The organism is Cupriavidus sp. 10L45, assembly GCF_056395225.1.
The window spans coordinates 1-19,465 of the sequence record NZ_JBFTJC010000002.1 but is presented as its reverse complement, the minus strand read 5'-3'; the positions used below and the strand labels follow the sequence as shown (position 1 = coordinate 19,465).

Genomic DNA, 19,465 nt, shown 5'->3' with positions numbered 1-19,465 from the left:
GGCACGTGGTCGCGCGTCAGTCTAGGCAGCGGCGATGACACTCCCATGACAGCGCCGGTGGCGTGGATTTCGCCTAGAGTGGCTAGATCGGAACTGCTGGAGCGAGGCCATGGGGCACGAATCGACACACATGCACCGGGGCCGGCGCAGGGTGCTGAGGGCGATGGGGCTTGTGGTCGTGGCGGGCGCGCTGCCGGCCATGGCGCAGACGCCAGCCAAATCGAAGATCGGCGTGATCGGCTCGGGGCGCATCGGCGGCACCGTGGGCGGCCTGTTCGTGAAGGCTGGGCACCCCGTGATGTTCTCCTCGCGTCACCCGGAGTCCCTGAAGAGCCTGACCGATTCGCTCGGCCCGCTGGCACAGGCCGGCACGGTGGCGCAGGCGCTGGCCTTTGCCGATGTGCTGCTACTGGCCGTGCCCTACGGCGCCGTGCCCGAGGTGGGCCAGCAGAACAAATGGCAGGGCAAGATCGTGCTCGATGCCACCAATGCGGTCTCGCCGCGCGACGGGGCGATCGTGGAGGAGGTGAAAGCCAACGGCATCGGCGCCACCACGGCCAAGTACCTGGCCGGCGCGCGGATCGTGCGCGTGTTCAACTTCACGGGCGCGGCGGAGTTTGCCCGCGAGAGCCATCGCCAGGGCGCGCTGATGGCGGTGCCGATGGCTGGCGACGACGCGGCTGCGCTAGCCGTGGCCGCGCAACTGGTGCGTGAGGTGGGGTTCGAACCGGTGGTGGTAGGCGGCCTGTCGACGGCGGACCGCTTCGCGCCGGGTGGCAAGCTGTTCCGCCAGATGGGCTCGGCGGACGCTTTCCGGCGCGCGATGGCGGAGTAACAGCGGCGGAGTAACAGCGCCGGAAAATCAGCGCCGCCGCCACTCCATGGCGACCATCGACGGCGCAAAGCCGAGTTGGCCGAAGAAGGCGGCTTCCGAGGAGCGTGCCGCGCGCAACACCCAGACGATGTCGGGATCGTTGCCCATGACCTGGCGCACCAGCGCCCGGCCGATGCCGCGCCGGCGATGCTGCGGCGCCACGGCCACCATCGAGATGTAGCCGTTGGCGATGTCGTCGCAGAGGGCGCGGGCGAAGCCGATCACCTCGCCCTTCTCCACGGCCACGGCTACGCGTTGGGAATTGGCGATCAGTTGCGCGAAGCGTTCCGCATTGCCGACCTGTTGCTCCCAACCGTTGGCGGCCAACAGACGCCTGGCCGCCTCGATCTCTGCGGGCAACGGGTTACGGATTTCCATCGACGGCTCCTCCTGCCAGATACCATGTCGCGTGCCACACCCCCAACCAAAGTGGGGAGCGCAGCGGCGTTTGCGCCACGAAGCTGCGATGTGCGGCGCGAATGGCGACAGAGTGTAGCGAAGCGGATATGGATGCGTCAAACAATGCACGGTGCAAAGCGCACAAGCGTTCGTATTCCCACGCAACGCCATCGATTGCCGCCACGGCGCGATGCCGCGCGGTATGATGGTCGCCATGAACGCCTCGATCTTCTCTTCCGCCCATCCGGCCGATCAGTTGGCCGAGTTCTCTGACGCGGACAGCGCGCTGGCGCGCATTCGCGAGATCTACGACGGCTCGGTCGCCGCCGTGCGCGCGCGCTTCGACGCCTTCGCGCAGGGCAAGCCCCTCCCATCGGCGGCGCACGCGTGCTACCCGTACCTCGGCATCTCGGTCAACCTCGAAACCATGGTGACCGACAGCCGCCCTTCGTGGGGTACGGTCGCCTACCCCGGCGTGTACGGCACCACGGTCACGCGACCGGACCTGCTGTGCGACTACTACCGCGACCAGATCGAGCGCCTGATGCGCTATCACCGCGTGCCGGTGGTCGTCGGCCTGTCGCGCCGGCCGATCCCGCTGCCGTTCGTCATCGAAGCTTCGACCACCGACATCAGCTACACCCAGGCGCGCGAGCTGGAGGCGTCGTTCGTGCTGCCCGAGCTGAGCCGCATCGACGACTCCATCGCCAATGGCACCTACGAGCCCACGCCCGGCGAAGCCTGGCCGCTCTCGCTGTTCTCGGCGGAGCGCGTGGACCTGGCCCTGCAGCGGCTCTACCACTACACCGGCACGGCGCCGCACCACTTCCAGCGTTTTGTCCTGTTCACGAACTATCAGCGTTATGTCGATGAGTTCGTCGCGCTGGGCCGCTCGCTGATGTCTGGGGATGGCGGCGACGGCTACGTGCGCTTCATCGAACCGGGGGACGTGACCCAGAACCTCGGCGAAAGCGAACCCGACGACGCCACCCGCCCGCGCGCGCTGCCGCAGATGCCGGCCTACCACCTTGTGCGCGAGGACAAGCTCGGCGTCACGCTGGTCAATATCGGCGTCGGGCCGTCGAACGCGAAGACGATGACCGATCACCTCGCCGTGCTGCGTCCGCATTGCTGGCTGATGGTGGGTCACTGCGGCGGCCTGCGCCGCTCGCAGCAGCTTGGCGACTACGTGCTGGCGCACGCCTATGTGCGGGACGACCACGTGCTCGACCACGACCTGCCGCCATGGGTGCCGGTGCCGCCGATCGCCGAGATCCAGGTGGCGCTGCAGGAGGCCGTCGCCCGCATCACCGGCCTGTCCGGCAACGAGATGAAGACGCGCATGCGGACCGGGACGGTGGTGTCCACCGATGACCGCAACTGGGAGTTGAAGTCGAAATCGCTCTATGCGCGCTTCAACCAGTCCCGCGCGATTGCCATCGACATGGAAAGTGCGACGGTCGCCGCCAATGGCTTCCGGCTGCGCGTGCCCTACGGCACGCTGCTATGCGTGTCCGACAAGCCCTTGCATGGGGAGTTGAAGCTGCGCGGCATGGCCAATACCTTCTATCGGCAGCGCGTGAGCCAGCATATGACGATCGGCCTCGAGGCGATCCGTATCCTGCGGGAGAACGGCGTGGAAGAACTCCACTCGCGGAAGTTGCGCAGCTTCGACGAGCCGGCCTTCCGCTGAGCATTGCCCCCCGCTCCGGGCGGAGCGGGGCGTCCGACATCAACACATCAGAACCGGTAACCCACCCCGGCGCTGAACAGCCACGGATCGAGCTTGACCGTGGATACCTTCACACCGCCCGCATACACGTTGCTGGAGATCCAGACCTTCTTGGCGTCCACGTTCAGGAACCAGTTCTTGGTGAGCTTGTAGTCCATGCCGATCTGCAGGGCAGGCCCCACGCTCCAGCGGTCCAGGTTCAGCGTGTTGCCGGCGATGTCCGCGCCGTAGACGCGCGTCGCGTTCACGCCCGCGCCGATGTACGGCCGGAACGTGCCGTTCGGGATGAAGTGGTACTGGAGCAGCAGGCTGGGCGGCAGGTGCTTGAACGTGCCGATTTTCTGGCCATCGAGCGAGACGTCCTGCTTCTGCGGAATCGTCAGCACCAGTTCGGCAGCGATGTGCGGCACGATGAAATACGTGATGTCGACTTCCGGAATCCACTTGTTGTTGACGTGGATGCGGTCCGACGCGCCCACGCCGCCCACCGGATCGGACTTGTTGGACATGTCGAGGAAGGTGCCGCGCATGCGCACCATCCAGTTGCCCTGGGCTTCCTCGGCAGCCATGGCCGGGGCCGCGAACGCGGCGGAGGCCGCCAGCGCGGCCAGGGTGGAGCAGAGTGTCTTGCGAGTGAGAGAGATGTTGGTCATGTTGGTATGCACAGGCGAGGAATAACTGTGCGACCAGTGTGGCCTTTGCCTCTCATCCCCACCTTGACCCAGCGCAAGCCGCGCGGCCTCGCGTGGCGGCCGCGCGACAGCCGATGATTCCGGGCGTGCGCCCGCTCCCTTCTATTTACATGCGGATTTATTCGTGGCGCCCGCGCGATGCGGCCCGTACGCTGTGCGCACGTGGTGAATGCATCGCGCATGTCGTGGGCGTCCGCAAGGACGTCTTTCCGGGTGTGCCCCGTGGGGGCGGGGCACACCGGTTTTCTCCACGGCGGCGGGACTCAATCCGCCGTAATCCGCCTCAGGCCGCCTGTGCTTCCTGGCTGGCGCGCCCGATGTGCCGGTTCACGCCGCACACCACCGCGCGCAGGGACGCCGTGACGATGTTCGCATCCACGCCCGCGCCGAAGCCCGTCGGCGAATCGCCGACGCGCACTTCCACATAGCAGGCCGCACGCGCATCGGCGCCGGCGGTCAGCGCATGTTCGTGATAGTCCATCACCCGCACCGGCAGGCCCAGGCCGCGCACGAAGGCGTCGACCACGGCGTCGATCGGGCCATTGCCCGCGCCGCGCGCCCGCACCGGCTGGCCATCGCGTACCAGTTCCACCTCGATCTCCACGCTGGCGTCGCTGGCCTCACTCGTCGACACCATGCGATGCGAGACATAGCGCAGCGGCGCGTCCACGTCGAGGTACTCACGGCGGAACAGCGCGTAGAGGTCGTCGGCGCTCGCTTCCAGGCCCGTTTCGTCGGTCATCGCCTGCACCGCGCGGCTGAATTCGATCTGCAGGCGGCGCGGCATGAAGATGCCATGCGCCTGTTCGAGCAGGTAGGCCATGCCGCCCTTGCCGGACTGGCTGTTCACGCGGATCACGGCGTCGTAGCTGCGGCCGAGGTCGGCCGGGTCGATCGGCAGGTAGGGCACTTCCCAGATCGCGTCCGGCTTCTGCTGGGCGAAGCCCTTGCGGATGGCGTCCTGGTGCGAGCCGGAAAACGCCGTGAAGACGAGATCGCCGACGTATGGATGGCGCGGATGCACGGGCAGCTGGTTGCAGTGCTCCACGCACTGGCGCACCTCGTCGATATCCGAGAAATCGAGTTCCGGGGCCACGCCCTGGGTGTAGAGGTTCAGCGCCAGCGTGACGAGGTCGACGTTGCCGGTACGCTCGCCGTTGCCGAACAGGCAGCCTTCCACGCGGTCCGCGCCGGCCATCACGGCCAGCTCGGCGGCGGCCACGGCGGTGCCGCGGTCATTGTGCGGATGGACGGACAGCGCGATATGCTCGCGCCGCGCCAGATGGCGATGCATCCATTCCACCTGGTCCGCGAACACGTTAGGCGTGCTGCATTCCACGGTGGTCGGCAGGTTCAGCACCATCGGGCGGGTGGCGGACGGCTCCCATACAGCCGATACCGCATCGGAAACCTCAAGCGAGAAATCGAGTTCGGCCAGGCTGAAGGTCTCGGGCGAATACTCGTAGGTCCAGGCCGTTTCCGGCATCGCATCGGTCAGTTCGCGGATCAGGCGCGTGCCACTCACGGCCACCTCGCGGATTTCCTCGCGCGAGGCATTGAAGACGATGCGGCGCCACGCCGGCGCGATCGGGTTGTACAGGTGGATGGTGGCCTGGCGCGCGCCACGTACCGACTCCACGGTGCGCCGGATCAGGTCCTCGCGCGACTGGGTCAGCACCACGATGTTCACGTCGGCGGGAATCCGGTCTTCTTCGATCAGCATGCGGACGAAGTCAAAATCGGTCTGCGAGGCCGACGGGAAGGCCACCTCGATCTCCTTCAGCCCCACCTTCACCAACTGCTCGAAGAAGCGCAGCTTGCGCGCGGGGTTCATCGGCTCGATCAGGGCCTGGTTGCCGTCGCGCAGGTCGGTGCTCATCCAGCGCGGGGCGCGCGTGATCTGGCGCGACGGCCAGGTGCGGTCAGGCAGGTTGACGGTGGTGGCGGGGCGGTACTTGGCGGCGGGATTGCGCAACATGGGTGTTCTCCTTCCTCGCGGGAAGATGCGACAGGCAAAAATCAAAAATTCGGGGAAAAAACGGGAAAACGGTGGCGATAGACGGCTGCCGAACTGCCACGGGGCGCTAGGCCCGGCAACCGGTCGTTAGGTCTAGTAGTAGCGAGGAGGGGGATGCGGCCAGGCCGCCGCGCGACAGCCGGCCAGCCCGCGCCACGCACGCGCGCACGGCGGCATCGATGCGCGGGGCATCAACGGCGTGGCGGAGGAGGAGGGCGGAGGCGTGCATCGTGCGCGAAAGGGTTAAGCCGCCAGCGTAGTCGAAATCCGCACTTGGCGTCAACCGCTTGCCGTAGACCGGGGATGACCTCATCCCGATATGTGGGGTGGCGCTCAGTCCTCTGGCCAGTACATCGCCTGGCGGATCGCGCCTAGTCTCGTAGCACGGGAACGGGACATTACAACAGAAGGGGACAAACCATGACGACACGTCGATGGATATCCTGGCTCGCCTGCGCGGCGACCGTGGCGCTGATGGCAGCCTGCGGCGGCGGCGGCGGGTCCAGCGGGGGAGGTACCTCGCCGACGGGCAGCGCCGGCAATGGCGGGAGCGGTGGCAACGGCGGCAATGGCGGGAATGGCGCGACGGCTGCCAAGTCGTACACCGTGGTGATGAGCCAGACCTCCGGCCAGGTCTCCGTCGGCAGCTCGATTTCGCTGACTGCGTCAGTGGTGGACAACAACGGCAACGACGTCACCGGCAACACCAGCTTCGTCTGGACCTCTTCGAACAGTTCCGTAGCGGCCGTGGGCAATGGCACGGTGCCGGGCAGCGGCGTGGTGACCGGCGTCGGTACCGGCACCGCCACGATCAGCCTGCTGGCCACCGTCACCGGCGCCAGCAACGCCACCACGGCGTTGCCGCAGGTCTCGGCCGTCATCACGGTGGTGGCGCCCGGCACGCGTACCTACAGCCTCGCGCTGCCTTATCCGGTGTTGTCGATGACTGACGGCCAGGTGCTGCCCGTCACGGCGTCCCTGATCGACAGTGATGGCGCGGACCGCTCCACGGCGGGCAGCGGCTGGAACTGGAGCAGCAGCACGGCGGCCGTGCAGGTCACCGGCGCGATCAACTTAGGCATGCTGCGCGGCGTGAATGCGTCCGACACGGTGGCCCAGTCGGTGGTCTCGGTCTCGGTCACGGCGCCAGACAACTCCGTGCTGACAGGCGCGTTCCTGGTGTCGGTGGTCAAGACGGGCGTGGCGAGCTTCCGGCTGGTGCTGTCGCAGAACGGCGCCCAGATCAATGCGCTGAACGTGCTGAACGGCTATCCGCAGGTCTATGCGTCGAAGGTGGTGCGTAATGACGAGAGCGATGTCACACCGGACTTCAACGGCCTTTGGACCTTCACCACGACCTCGCCCTCGCTGGCCGTGCTGCCGGATGGCGCCACGCGCCTGACCACGGTCAGCACCAGCCGGCCGAATGCCGCGTCACCGCTGCAAAGCGTGCTCGCCGAGTTCGCCAGCAGCCTGTCGCTAACCGCGACGCCGCGCGCCAACCTGCTCGTCACCGAGCAGCCGACCTGGGCGCTGGTCTACAACGGTCCGCAGCCGCTGGTGGTGCCGCCGGGTATCGGGGCGACGATCGCGGTGCATCTGCTCCATCGCGGCATCGACGAAGGCATCTCGCCGTGCTTTGGCAGCTGGGCGTGGTCTACTGCCAGCAGCAACATCATCCTGAACCAGGTGGTGATCGCGCCGAACTCGGCATCGATCACGCCGCTCGCCAACGGGCCGTTCACGGTGACCGCGCGCTGCACGGCCGGACCCGAGGCGATGCCCGTGTCGATTACGCTGGCCGGCGTGGTGCAGTAAATCGGCTGGACGATGAAACCCGCCGCGCTTCCCGCGCGGCGGGTTTTTCTTTGCTCGTTGCCGATGCAGGATGGCGGCGGGCGTACCCGTTTCTGCGGGCGTCGGGCGGGTCTGGCAGGACGAGCGTACCCGTTTCTGCGTGCAGCGATCCGGGGTCAGAATGCAAAAACGGCGGTCGCAAGGACCGCCGTTCTTTGTCGGGATGGGCTCTGCGCCGTCAGGATTTGCGCACGAACCGGATGATCTGCTCGTTCTCCGGCGGGGCCGAGGCCGAGGCCGCAGGGGACGTATTCGACCCGCACGTGCCGCAGCCGCTATTCGTCTCGCACCCGGAGGCGCAACCGGCGGCGGCCTGCGGCGCCAGACGCCGCGCCAGCCATGCGCGCCAGCCGGTGGCGCCGGCGCCACCCAGGCGCACGGCCAGGGACGCCTTCACGCGTTCCCGCGTGCGCGGCATGTAGCGGCCCGTCACGTGGACCGCGCAAGCCGCCACGATCAGCGCGACCACCAGGATTTCGAAGGCGTGATAGAGCGTCATGGCCGTTGGACCCAAGTCGGTGTCGCCAGTTTCAACCTCGTCTCAACCAAATGCCAGCGCCGCACGATACGTGATGAACGACGCGAGGTAGGCCAGCCCCGTCAGGTAGGCCGCCGAAGCCGCCATCACCGCCCAGGAGTTGGTCTCGCGCCGGATCACCGCCAGCGTGGAAATGCACTGCGGCGCAAACACGTACCACGCCAGCAGGGACAGCGCCGTGGCCAGCGACCACTGCGCGGCAATCATCGGCGCCAGTTGCACGGCCACCGCGTCGTCGCTGCCCGAGAGCGCATAGACCGTGGCGAGTGCACCAACCGCCACTTCGCGTGCGGCCAGACCCGGCACCAGTGCGATACAGATCTGCCAGTTGAAGCCGATCGGCGCGAATACATGTTGCAGCGCCCGGCCGAGCATGCCGGCGAAGCTGTAGTCGATGGCCGGCAGCGTGGCGCCTTCCGGCGGCGACGGGAACGTGGCCAGGAACCACAGCAGCACGGTCAGTGTCAGGATCACCTTGCCCACGCGCGACAGGAAGATCCGGGCACGCTCCCACAGGCCGATGGCGATGTCGCGCGGATTCGGAATCCGGTACGACGGCAGTTCCATCAGCAGCGGATGGTCGGTACGGTCACGGCGGAAGAACTTGAGCACATAGGCCACCACCAGGGCGCTGACGATGCCGGCCACGTACAGCGCGAACAGCACCAGGCCCTGCAGGTTGAACAGGCCGGCCACGGTGCGTTCGGGGATGAACGCGCCGATCAGCAGCGCATACACCGGCAGCCGCGCCGAGCAGGTCATCAGCGGCGCCACCAGGATGGTGGTCAGCCGGTCGCGCGGGTCCTGGATGGTCCGCGTGGCCATGATCCCTGGAATCGCGCAGGCGAAGCTCGACAGCAGCGGGATGAACGAGCGCCCCGAGAGCCCCGCGCCCATCATCAGGCGGTCCAGCAGGAAGGCGGCGCGCGGCAGGTAGCCCGACTCCTCCAGCGTGAGAATGAAGAGGAACAGGATCAGGATCTGCGGCAGGAACACGATCACGCTGCCCAGGCCGGCGATCAGTCCATCGACGATCAGGCTGTGCAACAGGCCAGCGGGCAGCCAGCCGCCCACGACCTCGCCGGCCAGGTGCACGGCGCCTTCGATGCCGTCCATGAGCGGCTCGGCCCACGAGAACACGGCCTGGAACATGAAGAACAGCAGCACGGCCAGGATGACCAGGCCGAACACCGGGTGCAGGATCACGCGGTCGAGCGCGTCATCGAGCCTTGCGGTGCGCGTCGGCATGGTCACGGCGGTGTCCAGCAGGCGCTTGACCTCGGCGTGCGTGTCCAGCTCGGACATCGCCTCCACGGACTGCGGCGGCACGGGCGGGGCCGGCGGCAGCACGCCGTCGAGCAGGTCGATCAGCGCCGCGGCGCCATCGCGCTTGACCGCCACGGTCTGCACCACGGGTACGCCGAGCGCCTGCGACAGCGCGTCGCGGTCGATCAGGATGCCGCGTTTTGCCGCGGCATCGCTCATATTGAGCACCACCACCATCGGCACGCCCAGCCGGCGCAGTTCCAGCACGAAGCGCAGGTGCAGGCGCAGGTTGGTGGCATCGACCACCGAGACGATCAGGTCCGGACGCGGCTCGCCGGGGCGCTGGCCCATGCAGACCTCGCGCGTGATCGCCTCGTCCAGGCTGGCCGCGTGCAGGCTGTACGCGCCCGGCAGGTCCAGGATGCGCACGCTGCGGCCGGCTGGCGAGACGAACTGGCCTTCCTTGCGCTCGACGGTCACGCCGGCGTAGTTGGCCACCTTCTGGCGGCTGCCGGTCAGGCGGTTGAACAGTGCGGTCTTGCCGCAATTGGGATTGCCCACCAGCGCAATGCGCAGGGCGGATGGAGGTTGTGCGACGGACATGTTGGCAGGGGGTCCTGATCGGCCTGTGGCAACGCCCTCAGGCGATGCGCTGGGCGGCGGAGGCGTCGGGCTGGGTAGCCGGGGCGATGCTGGAAACGGTGGCGCTTACCACTTCCACGGTGATGCGGGCCGCTTCGGCGCGGCGCAGCGCAAAGCGCGTGAAGCCGACCTGCGCCACCAGCGGGTCTTTGCCGAAGGGGCCGAACGCGATGATCTGCACCGCTTCGCCCGGCACAAAACCGAGATCGCGCAGGCGGCGCGAGATGGGATCGTTCGCGGTGGCATCGTCCACCGATTTCACAACGGCGGCCGTGCGCCGGGGCAGTTCAGACAACCGCATAGGTTTCCAGTGCGCAGGCAGGATCGCCGCCCCGCGAAGGTAAATAAAAATCGTTCTCGATTGTATAGCATTCGTGCGGCTTCGGCGCCGAAGCCATACCGGATCGCGGCAGAAGCCGTCCGTTTTCGTACGCGGGGGCGTTTCCTCCACGTCCGCGCGCGGGCTAGGGATTACGCCAGTATTCGCACTAATCTGGGGCCCGGGCGCCGGCATTCCATCGAATACCGCATTTGTGGTATTGGTCCGCCGGGAGGGGGGCGCTATGCTCCAGACACGCTGAACACCCCGTTCCACGCGTACTTCAGAGCCACTGGTCCTTGGACCGGTGGCTTTTTCTTTGGCGCACATTGCGCACCGGATTCTAAACGCCGGCCTGCGCGGCGGCCAGCCGGATGGTGTCGACGAAGTGGTCGCGCGCCGGATGATCAGGCGCCCGCTTCCACACGCAATAGACCTCGGACGGCACCGTGGCATCGGCCAGCGGCCGGAAGGTCGCCCCCGCCATGCCCGAGCGCGCAAGTGCCGCCGGCACCACAGCCACGCCCATCCCCTGCGACACCAGCGACACCACGGACAGCCAGTGCCGCATCTCGTGCCGTACCTGCGGATAGAAGCCCTGCGCGGCGCACATCTCGAAGATCCGGTTGTAATAGTCGGGCGACGCCTTGCGCGAAAACAGCACGAAGGGCTCGCCGCGCAGGTCGGTCAGCGCCACCTCGGCCCGTGGGGCCAGCGGGTGGCCTGCCGGCATGCAGCAGACAAAGGGCTCGCGATGGGCCAGCTCGGTGGCCAGTTCATCGGGCACCCGGCTGGTGTGGATGAAGCCCGCGTCGAGTTCGCCGTGTAGCAGGGCGTCGATCTGCTCCTGCGAGTTGAGTTCCGTCAACGCCACCTGGATGCCGGGGTAGCGGTGCTGGAACTCGTGCAGGCGCTGGGGCAGGCCCCGGTACAGCATCGAGCCGACAAAGCCGACGCGCAGYCGGCCCACCGCGCCCGCCTCGATCTCCCGGGCCAGCTGGCGCGCCGACTCGGCCTGCGCCAGCAGCGCCGTGGCCGACTCCTTGAACGCGCGCCCCGCCGCCGTCAGCCGCACGCCGCGGCTGTCGCGCTCGAACAGCCGCGCCCCCACCGATGCCTCCAGTTGCTGGATGTTGAGCGAAAGCGGAGGCTGGGAGATCGACAGCCGCCGCGCGGCGCGGCCGAAGTGCAGTTCCTCGGCCAGCACGAGGAAATAGCGCAGATGACGGAATTCCATGGCGATATAAATTTTGTATGGATCAAGCCAATTTTAGAATTAGACACGAATCGTTGGCGTTCGAATAATGGATCCCAAACAAGGAGACAGCCATGCCGACCAGCGCCGCCCGGATTCCGTCCGCTTCTTTGACCGATTCGCGAGATTCGTCTCAAGATATCGCCCATCCGGTACCGGACCGGCACGGCACGAGCCTGTTCACGGCCGACCCGGACCTGCGCGCGCTGCTGCCGCTCTACCTGCCGGCCGACCTGTTCAATCACCTGCTGCCGCATCTTGAGCGCATGGGCGCGCTGGCGGGTGGCGTGCTCGATACCCTCGCCAATGTGGCGGATCATGCACCACCCACGCTCTCCCATCGCACTCGCACCGGCCTCGACGCGCAGGCCATCCACAAGGATCCTGCCTATATAGAACTGGAGAAAGTGGCGTTCGCCGAATTCGGCCTCGCCGCGGCCTCCCATCGCGGCGGCGTGCTCGGCTGGGACAAGCCCATGCCGCCTGCGGCGAAGTACGCACTGACTTATCTGTTCGTCCAGGCCGAGTTCGGGCTGTGCTGCCCGCTGTCGATGACGGACTCGCTGACCCGCACGCTGCGCAAGTTCGGCGACCCGGCGCTGGTGGAACGCTATCTGCCCAACCTGACCACGCAGGTCTTCGACGACCTGTACCAGGGCGCGATGTTCATGACCGAGCAGGGCGCCGGCTCCGACGTGGCGGCCACCGCCACGCGCGCGATTCGGGACGACAGCGTGGAAGGCGGCTGGCGGCTGGTAGGCGACAAGTGGTTCTGCTCCAACCCGGACGCCGCCCTGGCCATGGTGCTGGCCCGCATGGAGGAGCCGGACGGCACGGCCACACCGGGCATCAAGGGTGTCTCGCTGTTCCTGCTGCCGCGCACGCTGGCCGATGGCAGCGCCAACCACTATCGGATCATCCGTCTCAAGGACAAGCTCGGCACGCGCTCGATGGCCAGCGGCGAGATCCGGCTCGAAGGCGCGCACGCGTGGCTGGTGGGCGAGCCGGGCCGGGGCTTCGTGCAGATGGCGGACATGATCAACAACTCGCGGCTCTCCAACGGCGTGCGGGCGGCCGGGCTGATGCGCCGCGCGCTGACCGAGGGGCAGTTCATCGCCCGGGAACGGCGCGCGTTCGGCAAGCGGCTGGTGGACATGCCGCTGATGCGTCGGCAGCTGCTCAAGCTCACGCTGCCCACCGAGCAGGCCCGCACGATGGTGTTCCAGACCGCCGAGGCGCTGCGCCGCGCCGACGCGGGCGAGGCCGATGCCTACCCGCTGATGCGCCTGCTGACGCCGCTGATCAAGTTCCGCGCCTGCCGTGACGCACGCAAGGTCACCGGCGACGCTATGGAGATCCGCGGCGGCTGCGGCTATATCGAGGAATGGAGCGACCCGCGCCTCGTCCGCGATGCGCACCTGGGGTCGATCTGGGAGGGTACGAGCAATATCGTCGCGCTGGATGTGCTGCGCGCCATCCGCCGCGAGGGCTCGCTGCCCGTGCTCCAGACGTATCTGGCTGGCCTGCTGGCCGATACGCCGATGCATGCCACGGCTCGGGCCACCTTCGCGCAGGCCATCGCCAACGCCGCCGCGCTGGCTGCACGCGCCGCCGAGGCCGGTGCCGAAGGCGATGTGCTGGCCCGCCAGGCCGCCTCCGCGCTGTACCACGTGACCAGCGCCGTGGCGATGGCGTGGGAAGCGGGCCGCATCGGCTCGGTCCGTCGCATGCGGCTGGCGCAACTGGTGCTGGTGTACCGCGTGCTGCCGCAGGACCCGCTGGCCGGCGGCGCCGAGCCGGCATGGCTGGCCGAGACTGTCGCGCCGCCCGAGGACGGCGCGCTGCGCCCCGCCGGCCAACTCGACGAGATCAACGTGTTTTGACCTGTTTTGACGTGTTCCTGCGTTCCAAATAGACAAAAAAGCCTCACCCGGAGACAAACCATGCCCCCCAAGCTTCATTGGCACCGCCGCGCGGCCCTGGCGGCCTTCACCGCGCTCGCCGCCGCCACGCTCGGCCTTGCCGCCGCGCCCGCCTTCGCCCAGAAGGACTTTCCGACCAAGCCGATCATGATGGTGGTGACCTACCCGCCGGGCGGCCCCACCGATGCGATGGCCCGCACACTGGCCGCCGCGCTCAAGAGCAGCCTGGGCCAGCCCGTGGTGGTGGAGAACCGCGCCGGCGCCGGCGGCAATATCGGCGCGGAGGCGGTGGCGCGCGCCGAGCCGGACGGCTACACGCTGATGTTCGGCACCTCGGCGCCGCTGGCCATCAACGTGAGCCTGTATCGGAAGATCAACTACGACCCGGTGAAGAGCTTCGCGCCGGTGATCCAGATCGGCCATCTGCCGAACGTGCTGGTGGTGAACGCCAACGTGCCGGCCAAGAACGTGCAGGAGCTGATTGCCTACGGCAAGGCGCATCCGGGCAAGCTGACCTATGCGTCGTCGGGCAACGGCGCGTCGTCGCATCTGGCCGGCGTGCTGTTCAACAACCTCGCCGGCACCGACTTCCAGCACATTCCGTACAAGGGCACCGGCCCGGCGCTCAATGACCTGCTGGGCGGGCAGGTCAGCATGACGTTCACCGACGTGCTGACCGCGCTGCCATTCATCAAGAGCGGCAAGGTGCGCGCGCTGGGCGTGACCACGCGCGGCCGCTCGCAAGCGCTGCCTGACGTGCCGACCGTGGCCGAGCAGGGCGTGCCCGGCTTCGACGTGTCCGTGTTCTTCGGCGTGGTGGCGCCCGCCGGCACGCCGCCGGAGGTGATCCGCAAGCTCAACGGCGCCTTCGCCGAGGCGCTCAAGCAGCCCGAAGTCCGTCAGACGCTGGTGGCGCAGGGGCTGGAGTTCGCGCCGTCCACCTCGCCCGAGCAGCTCGGCGGCTTTGTGAAGTCGGAAGTCACCAAGTGGCGCGCCGTGGTACAAAAGTCGGGTGCGCAGCTCGACTGACGCGCGCAAGCCATCCAAAAAAACGATAGCGAGGTAGACACCATCATGACGACGCCCCCCACTCCCGGCGCGCTGGCCGGCATCCGCGTGGTTGATTTGTCGCGCATCCTGGGCGGGCCGTTCTGCGGCCAGATCCTGGGCGACCACGGCGCCGACGTGCTCAAGATCGAGCCACCGCAGGGCGACGACACGCGCACCTGGGGCCCGCCGTTCCGCGACGGCGTGGCGTCGTACTACTTCGGCCTGAACCGCAACAAGCGGGTGATGCGGCTGGACCTCACCGCCGATGCGGACCGCGAGGTGCTGCTGTCGCTGCTGGCCGAGGCCGATGTGATGGTCGAGAACTTCAAGACCGGCACGCTCGAGAAATGGGGGCTGGGCTACGACGTGCTGTCGCAGCGCTTTCCGCGCCTGGTGCACTGCCGGGTGTCCGGGTTTGGCGCCGATGGCCCGCTGGGCGGGCTGCCCGGCTACGACGCGGCGATCCAGGCCATGGCCGGCATCATGAGCATCAATGGCGAGGCCGATCGTGACCCGCTGCGCGCCGGCCTGCCCGTGGTGGACATGGTCACCGGCCTGAACGCGGCGCTGGGCGTGCTGCTGGCGCTGCAGGAGCGCGCGCGCAGCGGGCGCGGCCAGTTCGTCGAGGCGGCGCTGTACGACTCGGGGCTCTCGCTGCTGCATCCGCACGCGGCCAACTGGTTCATGAGTGGTAAGACACCGACACGCACCGGTAACGCCCATCCCAATATCTATCCGTACGACACGGTGGCCACGGCCACGGACCCGATCTTCCTGGCCGTGGGCAACGATCGCCAGTTCCGTATCCTGTGCGAGCACCTCGGCGTGCCCGCGCTGGCCGATGACGAACGCTACGCCACCGCCGGCGCGCGCTCGGTCAATCGCGATTCGCTGAAAGTGGAACTCGAAGCGCGCATGGGCACGCATGATGGCAAGGCGCTGGCCGATGCCCTGGCGGCGGCCGGGGTGCCGTGCGCGCCGGTGCTGTCGGTGCCGGACGCCCTCCAGCATCCGCACACCGCGCACCGCGAGATGGTGGTGGAGATGCCCGGCGGCTACAAGGGCCTCGGCGCGCCGGTCAAGCTGAGCCGCACGCCGGCCACGTACCGCTACGCGCCCTTGGCGGAGGGCAACCAGTTCCTGCCGCGCGAGGCCGCGAACGAGGGCTGATCCGTCGCAATCTCATCGCGCGGCAACGGGAGCGTACCCGTTGCTGCGCATTGAATGCCAATGCATTCAACGAGTTAACAATCGCCTACACCAGCGCCGCCGTGGACAGCTCGCGCTTCACGTAGGCATAGAAGATCGGTCCCGCAATCACGCCGGGTATACCGTAGAGCGTTTCCATCACCAGCATCACCGTCAGCAGCTCCCACGCGGCCGCCTGTATACGCGCGCCGATGATGCGCGCGTTCAGGAAGTACTCGAGCTTGTGGATCACCACGAGGTATACCAGCGACACCACGGCAATCGGCAGGGACACCGACAGCGACGCCACGAAGATCGCCGTGTTCGAGATCAGGTTGCCGAGCACCGGCAGCAGCCCCGCGATGAACGTGATGGCCACCAGCGTCTTCGAGAGCGGCAGGTGCTGGCCGAACAACGGCATCACCACCAGCAGGTAGATCGCCGTCAGGATGGTGTTGATCAGCGAGATCTGCACCTGCGCGAAGATGAACTGCGAGAAGGCCACTTGCAGCGTGCTCGCACGGGCGATCAGTGCGCTGGCCAACGGACGGCGATTGGGGCGCGAGATGGCGCGGTACAGCGCTACCATCGCCCCGATCACGAAGCCGATCAGGATATGCAGCAGCGTGCGCAGGATGTCCGCGCCGAGCCGCTGCGCCATCTGGGCGTGCTCGCGCAGGGTGGTGATCAGCGTGGTGGCGAGTTCTTCCACGCCGCGCGGCAGGGAGTCGCTCACCCAGGGCGGCATCTGGTTGCGGGAGCGGTCGATGATGTCGGCGGCGTGGTCCATCAGCCGTTCGAGCGTGTTGCCGTCGCCGCTGATAAAGCGCACGAGCGCCCAGATGCCGCCGCTCAGGGCGAAGAGGATGATCGCGGACAGGATCAGCACGGCCAGCGCGTCCCGCCGGGAATGCCGTGTGAGGCGCGGGGCCAGCACTTCGACCAACGAATACAGCAGCAGCCCGGACAGCAGGGCCGCCACGAGGTTGGCCTGCATCACCAGCAGGAGCGCGCCGGCGGTCAGCGCATATGACGCCGCCGTGACACTGAACCAGCTGCCCGGCGTCAGGCGCCGGACGGGGTGGAGCGGATCGGGGTTGGGCGTGCCGTCTCCGGTCTGGGGGCGGCCTGGCGTGCGGTCTTGTTCCACCTGCGGCATGTCTCGGCTGTCGCGTTCGCGTTGGGTTGAAGGGTTTGGCGCATCGATTGTCGGCGCGCGGCGCGCCAATAGCAAGTCACATCGGGCGTGAAACTTGCGTGCCAGCTCGCGTATATTGAAGTCACGCAGCGCACGCTTTCCTCCCGGAGATCTGACGCCATGCCCTTCACCCATACCGTCGGCACGCGCCGGCATGTCTTTGCCGACTTGCGCACGCTGCTGGCCCGGGCCAGCCCGGCGCGCTCGGGCGACGCGCTGGCCGGCATCGCCGCCGGGGACGAGGAGGAGCGCATGGCCGCGCGCATGGCGCTGGCGGATGTGCCGCTCGGACACTTCCTCTCCGAAGCGCTGATTCCCTATGAGGACGACGAGGTCACGCGGTTGATCGTCGATCGCCACGATGCCGCCGCCTTCGCCGAGATCGGCGCGCTGACCGTGGGCGGTTTCCGGGACTGGCTGCTGCGCCACGAGACCGGCGAGGCCACGCTGCGCCGCGTGGCGCCCGGCATCACGCCCGAGATGGCGGCGGCGGTCAGCAAGCTCATGCGCAATCAGGATTTGATCGCCGTGGCGCGCAAGTGCCGCGTGGTCACGCGGCTGCGCAGCACCATCGGCCTGCCAGGCAGGCTGGCCGTGCGCCTGCAGCCCAATCATCCGACCGACGACCCGCGCGGCATCGCCGCCTCCATCATCGACGGCCTGCTCTACGGCTGCGGCGACGCCACCATCGGCGTGAACCCGGCTGGCGACAACCTCGCCGCCATCGTCAAGCTGCTGCGGCTGATCGACGATGCGCGCACGCGCTACGACGTGCCGACTCAGTCCTGCGTGCTGACCCACGTCACCAACACACTGCGGGCGATGGAACTGGGCGCGCCGGTGGACCTCGTGTTCCAGTCCGTGGCCGGCAGCCAGCGCGCCAACGAGGCGTTCGGCATCTCGCTGGCCCTGCTCGACGAAGCCCGGCAGGCGGCGCTGGCGCTGCAGCGCGGCACGGTGGGGGACAACGTCATGTACTTCGAGACCGGCCAGGGCAGCGCGCTGTCCGCCAACGCGCACCATGGCGTGGACCAGCAGACCATGGAGGCGCGCGCCTACGCCGTGGCGCGTGCGTTCGAGCCGCTGCTGGTGAATACCGTGGTCGGCTTCATCGGCCCCGAGTACCTGTACGACGGGAAGCAGATCATCCGCGCCGGGCTCGAAGACCATTTTTGCGGGAAGCTGCTGGGCGTGCCGATGGGCTGCGACGTCTGCTACACCAACCACGCCGAGGCCGACCAGGACGACATGGACACGCTGCTGACGCTGTTCGGCGTGGCCGGCATCAACTTCATCATGGGCGTGCCGGGCGCGGACGACATCATGCTCAACTACCAGAGCACGTCGTTCCACGATGCGCTGTACCTGCGCGAGGTGCTCGGCCTGCGCCCCGCGCCCGAGTTCGAAGCGTGGCTGCAACGGATGGGCATCCTCGACGATGCCGGCCGGGTGCTGGAGCCGGCCGCGCGCGCGCCCCTGCTGGACCTGGCGCGCACGCTGTAACGCACGATGGAGCCGATCATGCCCAAGCCGCCCGCCGACATCGATCCCTGGACCCAGTTGCGCCAGTACACCCGGGCGCGCGTGGCGCTGGGCCGCACCGGCCACGCGCAGAAGACGGGGGATGTGCTCGCCTTCGGCCTCGCTCACGCGCAGGCGCGCGACGCGGTGCACCTGCCGCTCGACGTCACGGCCATCGACATTGCCTTGCAGGAAGCCGGACTAGCCGCACGGCACGTGCACAGCGCCGCGCCGGACCGCGACCAGTATCTGCGCCGCCCCGACCTCGGCCGCCGGCTGGACGCCGAAAGCCACGAAGCGCTGGCCAACGAGCGGCCCGCCCAGACCCCCGACGCCGTGTTCGTGATTGCTGACGGCCTCTCCGCGCTGGCCGCGCAACGCCACGCCGTGCCGCTGCTGCGCGCCGTGCTGGCGCGGCTGGCCGACTGGCACATCGGCCCGGTCGTGGTGGCCCGCCAGTCCCGCGTGGCCCTCGGCGACGAAATCGGAGATCTCCTAGGCGCCCGCCAGATCGTGATGTTGATCGGCGAACGGCCCGGCCTCAGCTCGCCGGATAGTCTTGGGATTTATCTGACCTACGACCCGAAGCCCGGACGGACCGACGCGCAGCGGAACTGCATCTCGAATGTCAGGCCGGAGGGATTGCCATACGCGACAGCGGCGGAAAGGCTGGTGTTCTTGATGCGCGGCGCGGTGGCGCTGGGAAGGTCGGGGGTGGAGTTGAAGGACGATAGTGAGGGGGGCGACCCCGTCGGGCTGCCGGGCTAGCGGGAAAACGCCCTGCCGGCGTATTTCAGGGTTTTACGATTGTAGTGGTTCGCTCGTCGCTTTTAGTATGCCGCATGYGCAGTGCCAGACACTGCGGCGGCTACGGAGCGATGACTGATGGCAGAGGGTTTCGACGCGCTCGGCGCAACGTTGAGCGGGCAGCAGCAGTACTTCCTTAAGGTTCCCGGCGCGGCCAGCGCCGGGGCATTGTCGGTGGTGTCGTTCGA

At 67.9% G+C, this 19,465-nt stretch carries 16 protein-coding genes; 8 read left to right on the top strand and 8 right to left on the bottom strand.

Going from position 1 to position 19,465, the window contains the following annotated elements:
* Positions 1-109 precede the first annotated feature (109 nt).
* Positions 110-835 (top strand): NADPH-dependent F420 reductase, encoded by a 726-nt coding sequence (locus tag AC1DFU_RS03635; RefSeq protein WP_441593781.1) that lies wholly within the window; start codon positions 110-112, stop codon positions 833-835.
* Positions 836-862: 27 nt separating this feature from the next.
* On the opposite strand, the gene AC1DFU_RS03630 is transcribed toward AC1DFU_RS03635, so the two are convergent.
* Positions 863-1,252, bottom strand: coding sequence for a GNAT family N-acetyltransferase (locus AC1DFU_RS03630; RefSeq protein ID WP_092294295.1), 390 nt, complete (start codon positions 1,250-1,252; stop codon positions 863-865).
* A gap of 223 nt (positions 1,253-1,475) precedes the next feature.
* Between AC1DFU_RS03630 and AC1DFU_RS03625 the strand changes: the two genes are divergently transcribed.
* Entirely contained in the window at positions 1,476-2,966 is a 1,491-nt protein-coding gene (locus AC1DFU_RS03625; RefSeq protein WP_092294397.1) for an AMP nucleosidase, read from the top strand.
* Positions 2,967-3,013: 47 nt separating this feature from the next.
* Here AC1DFU_RS03625 and AC1DFU_RS03620 read toward each other — a convergent pair whose 3' ends face one another.
* Entirely contained in the window at positions 3,014-3,658 is a 645-nt protein-coding gene (locus AC1DFU_RS03620; RefSeq protein WP_092294399.1) for an OmpW/AlkL family protein, read from the bottom strand.
* A 322-nt stretch (positions 3,659-3,980) separates the two neighbouring features.
* On the bottom strand, positions 3,981-5,675 hold the full coding sequence (gene leuA, locus AC1DFU_RS03615; protein ID WP_441593778.1) for a 2-isopropylmalate synthase: 1,695 nt from the start codon (positions 5,673-5,675) through the stop codon (positions 3,981-3,983).
* 459 nt (positions 5,676-6,134) lie between these two features.
* Between leuA and AC1DFU_RS03610 the strand changes: the two genes are divergently transcribed.
* On the top strand, positions 6,135-7,532 hold the full coding sequence (locus AC1DFU_RS03610) for a hypothetical protein (RefSeq protein ID WP_441593776.1): 1,398 nt from the start codon (positions 6,135-6,137) through the stop codon (positions 7,530-7,532).
* Between the two features lie 217 nt (positions 7,533-7,749).
* Here AC1DFU_RS03610 and AC1DFU_RS03605 read toward each other — a convergent pair whose 3' ends face one another.
* The 4 genes from AC1DFU_RS03605 to AC1DFU_RS03590 all read right to left on the bottom strand — a co-directional run bounded on the left by AC1DFU_RS03605 (position 7,750) and on the right by AC1DFU_RS03590 (position 11,573).
* Complete coding sequence (locus tag AC1DFU_RS03605; protein ID WP_092294303.1) at positions 7,750-8,070, bottom strand: DUF6587 family protein; 321 nt, start codon at positions 8,068-8,070, stop codon at positions 7,750-7,752.
* A 42-nt stretch (positions 8,071-8,112) separates the two neighbouring features.
* A complete protein-coding gene (feoB, locus tag AC1DFU_RS03600) occupies positions 8,113-9,978 on the bottom strand; it encodes a ferrous iron transport protein B (RefSeq protein ID WP_092294305.1) in 1,866 nt (621 codons plus the stop codon).
* A gap of 37 nt (positions 9,979-10,015) precedes the next feature.
* Positions 10,016-10,318, bottom strand: a complete 303-nt coding sequence (locus tag AC1DFU_RS03595; RefSeq protein ID WP_092294307.1) for a FeoA family protein — start codon at positions 10,316-10,318, stop codon at positions 10,016-10,018.
* A 361-nt stretch (positions 10,319-10,679) separates the two neighbouring features.
* The gene (locus tag AC1DFU_RS03590) at positions 10,680-11,573 is read right to left on the bottom strand and encodes a LysR family transcriptional regulator (RefSeq protein WP_092294309.1); all 894 of its coding nucleotides are present in this window, start codon (positions 11,571-11,573) and stop codon (positions 10,680-10,682) included.
* Positions 11,574-11,665: 92 nt separating this feature from the next.
* Between AC1DFU_RS03590 and AC1DFU_RS03585 the strand changes: the two genes are divergently transcribed.
* The 3 genes from AC1DFU_RS03585 to AC1DFU_RS03575 are packed head-to-tail and all read left to right on the top strand — an operon-like array spanning position 11,666 to position 15,733.
* Positions 11,666-13,474, top strand: a complete 1,809-nt coding sequence (locus AC1DFU_RS03585; protein WP_441593774.1) for an acyl-CoA dehydrogenase family protein — start codon at positions 11,666-11,668, stop codon at positions 13,472-13,474.
* Positions 13,475-13,534: 60 nt separating this feature from the next.
* Positions 13,535-14,542, top strand: coding sequence for a Bug family tripartite tricarboxylate transporter substrate binding protein (locus AC1DFU_RS03580; RefSeq protein ID WP_092294313.1), 1,008 nt, complete (start codon positions 13,535-13,537; stop codon positions 14,540-14,542).
* Positions 14,543-14,587: 45 nt separating this feature from the next.
* The gene (locus AC1DFU_RS03575; RefSeq protein ID WP_441593772.1) at positions 14,588-15,733 is read left to right on the top strand and encodes a CaiB/BaiF CoA transferase family protein; all 1,146 of its coding nucleotides are present in this window, start codon (positions 14,588-14,590) and stop codon (positions 15,731-15,733) included.
* Positions 15,734-15,818: 85 nt separating this feature from the next.
* On the opposite strand, the gene AC1DFU_RS03570 is transcribed toward AC1DFU_RS03575, so the two are convergent.
* Positions 15,819-16,910: an AI-2E family transporter gene (locus AC1DFU_RS03570; RefSeq protein WP_092294317.1), complete on the bottom strand. Its 1,092-nt coding sequence runs from the start codon at positions 16,908-16,910 to the stop codon at positions 15,819-15,821.
* 159 nt (positions 16,911-17,069) lie between these two features.
* Here AC1DFU_RS03570 and AC1DFU_RS03565 point away from each other — a divergent pair, with 159 nt between their 5' ends.
* Positions 17,070-18,452, top strand: a complete 1,383-nt coding sequence (locus tag AC1DFU_RS03565) for an ethanolamine ammonia-lyase subunit EutB (RefSeq protein WP_092294319.1) — start codon at positions 17,070-17,072, stop codon at positions 18,450-18,452.
* An 18-nt stretch (positions 18,453-18,470) separates the two neighbouring features.
* On the top strand, positions 18,471-19,238 hold the full coding sequence (eutC, locus tag AC1DFU_RS03560) for an ethanolamine ammonia-lyase subunit EutC (RefSeq protein WP_441593769.1): 768 nt from the start codon (positions 18,471-18,473) through the stop codon (positions 19,236-19,238).
* Positions 19,239-19,465 lie beyond the last annotated feature (227 nt).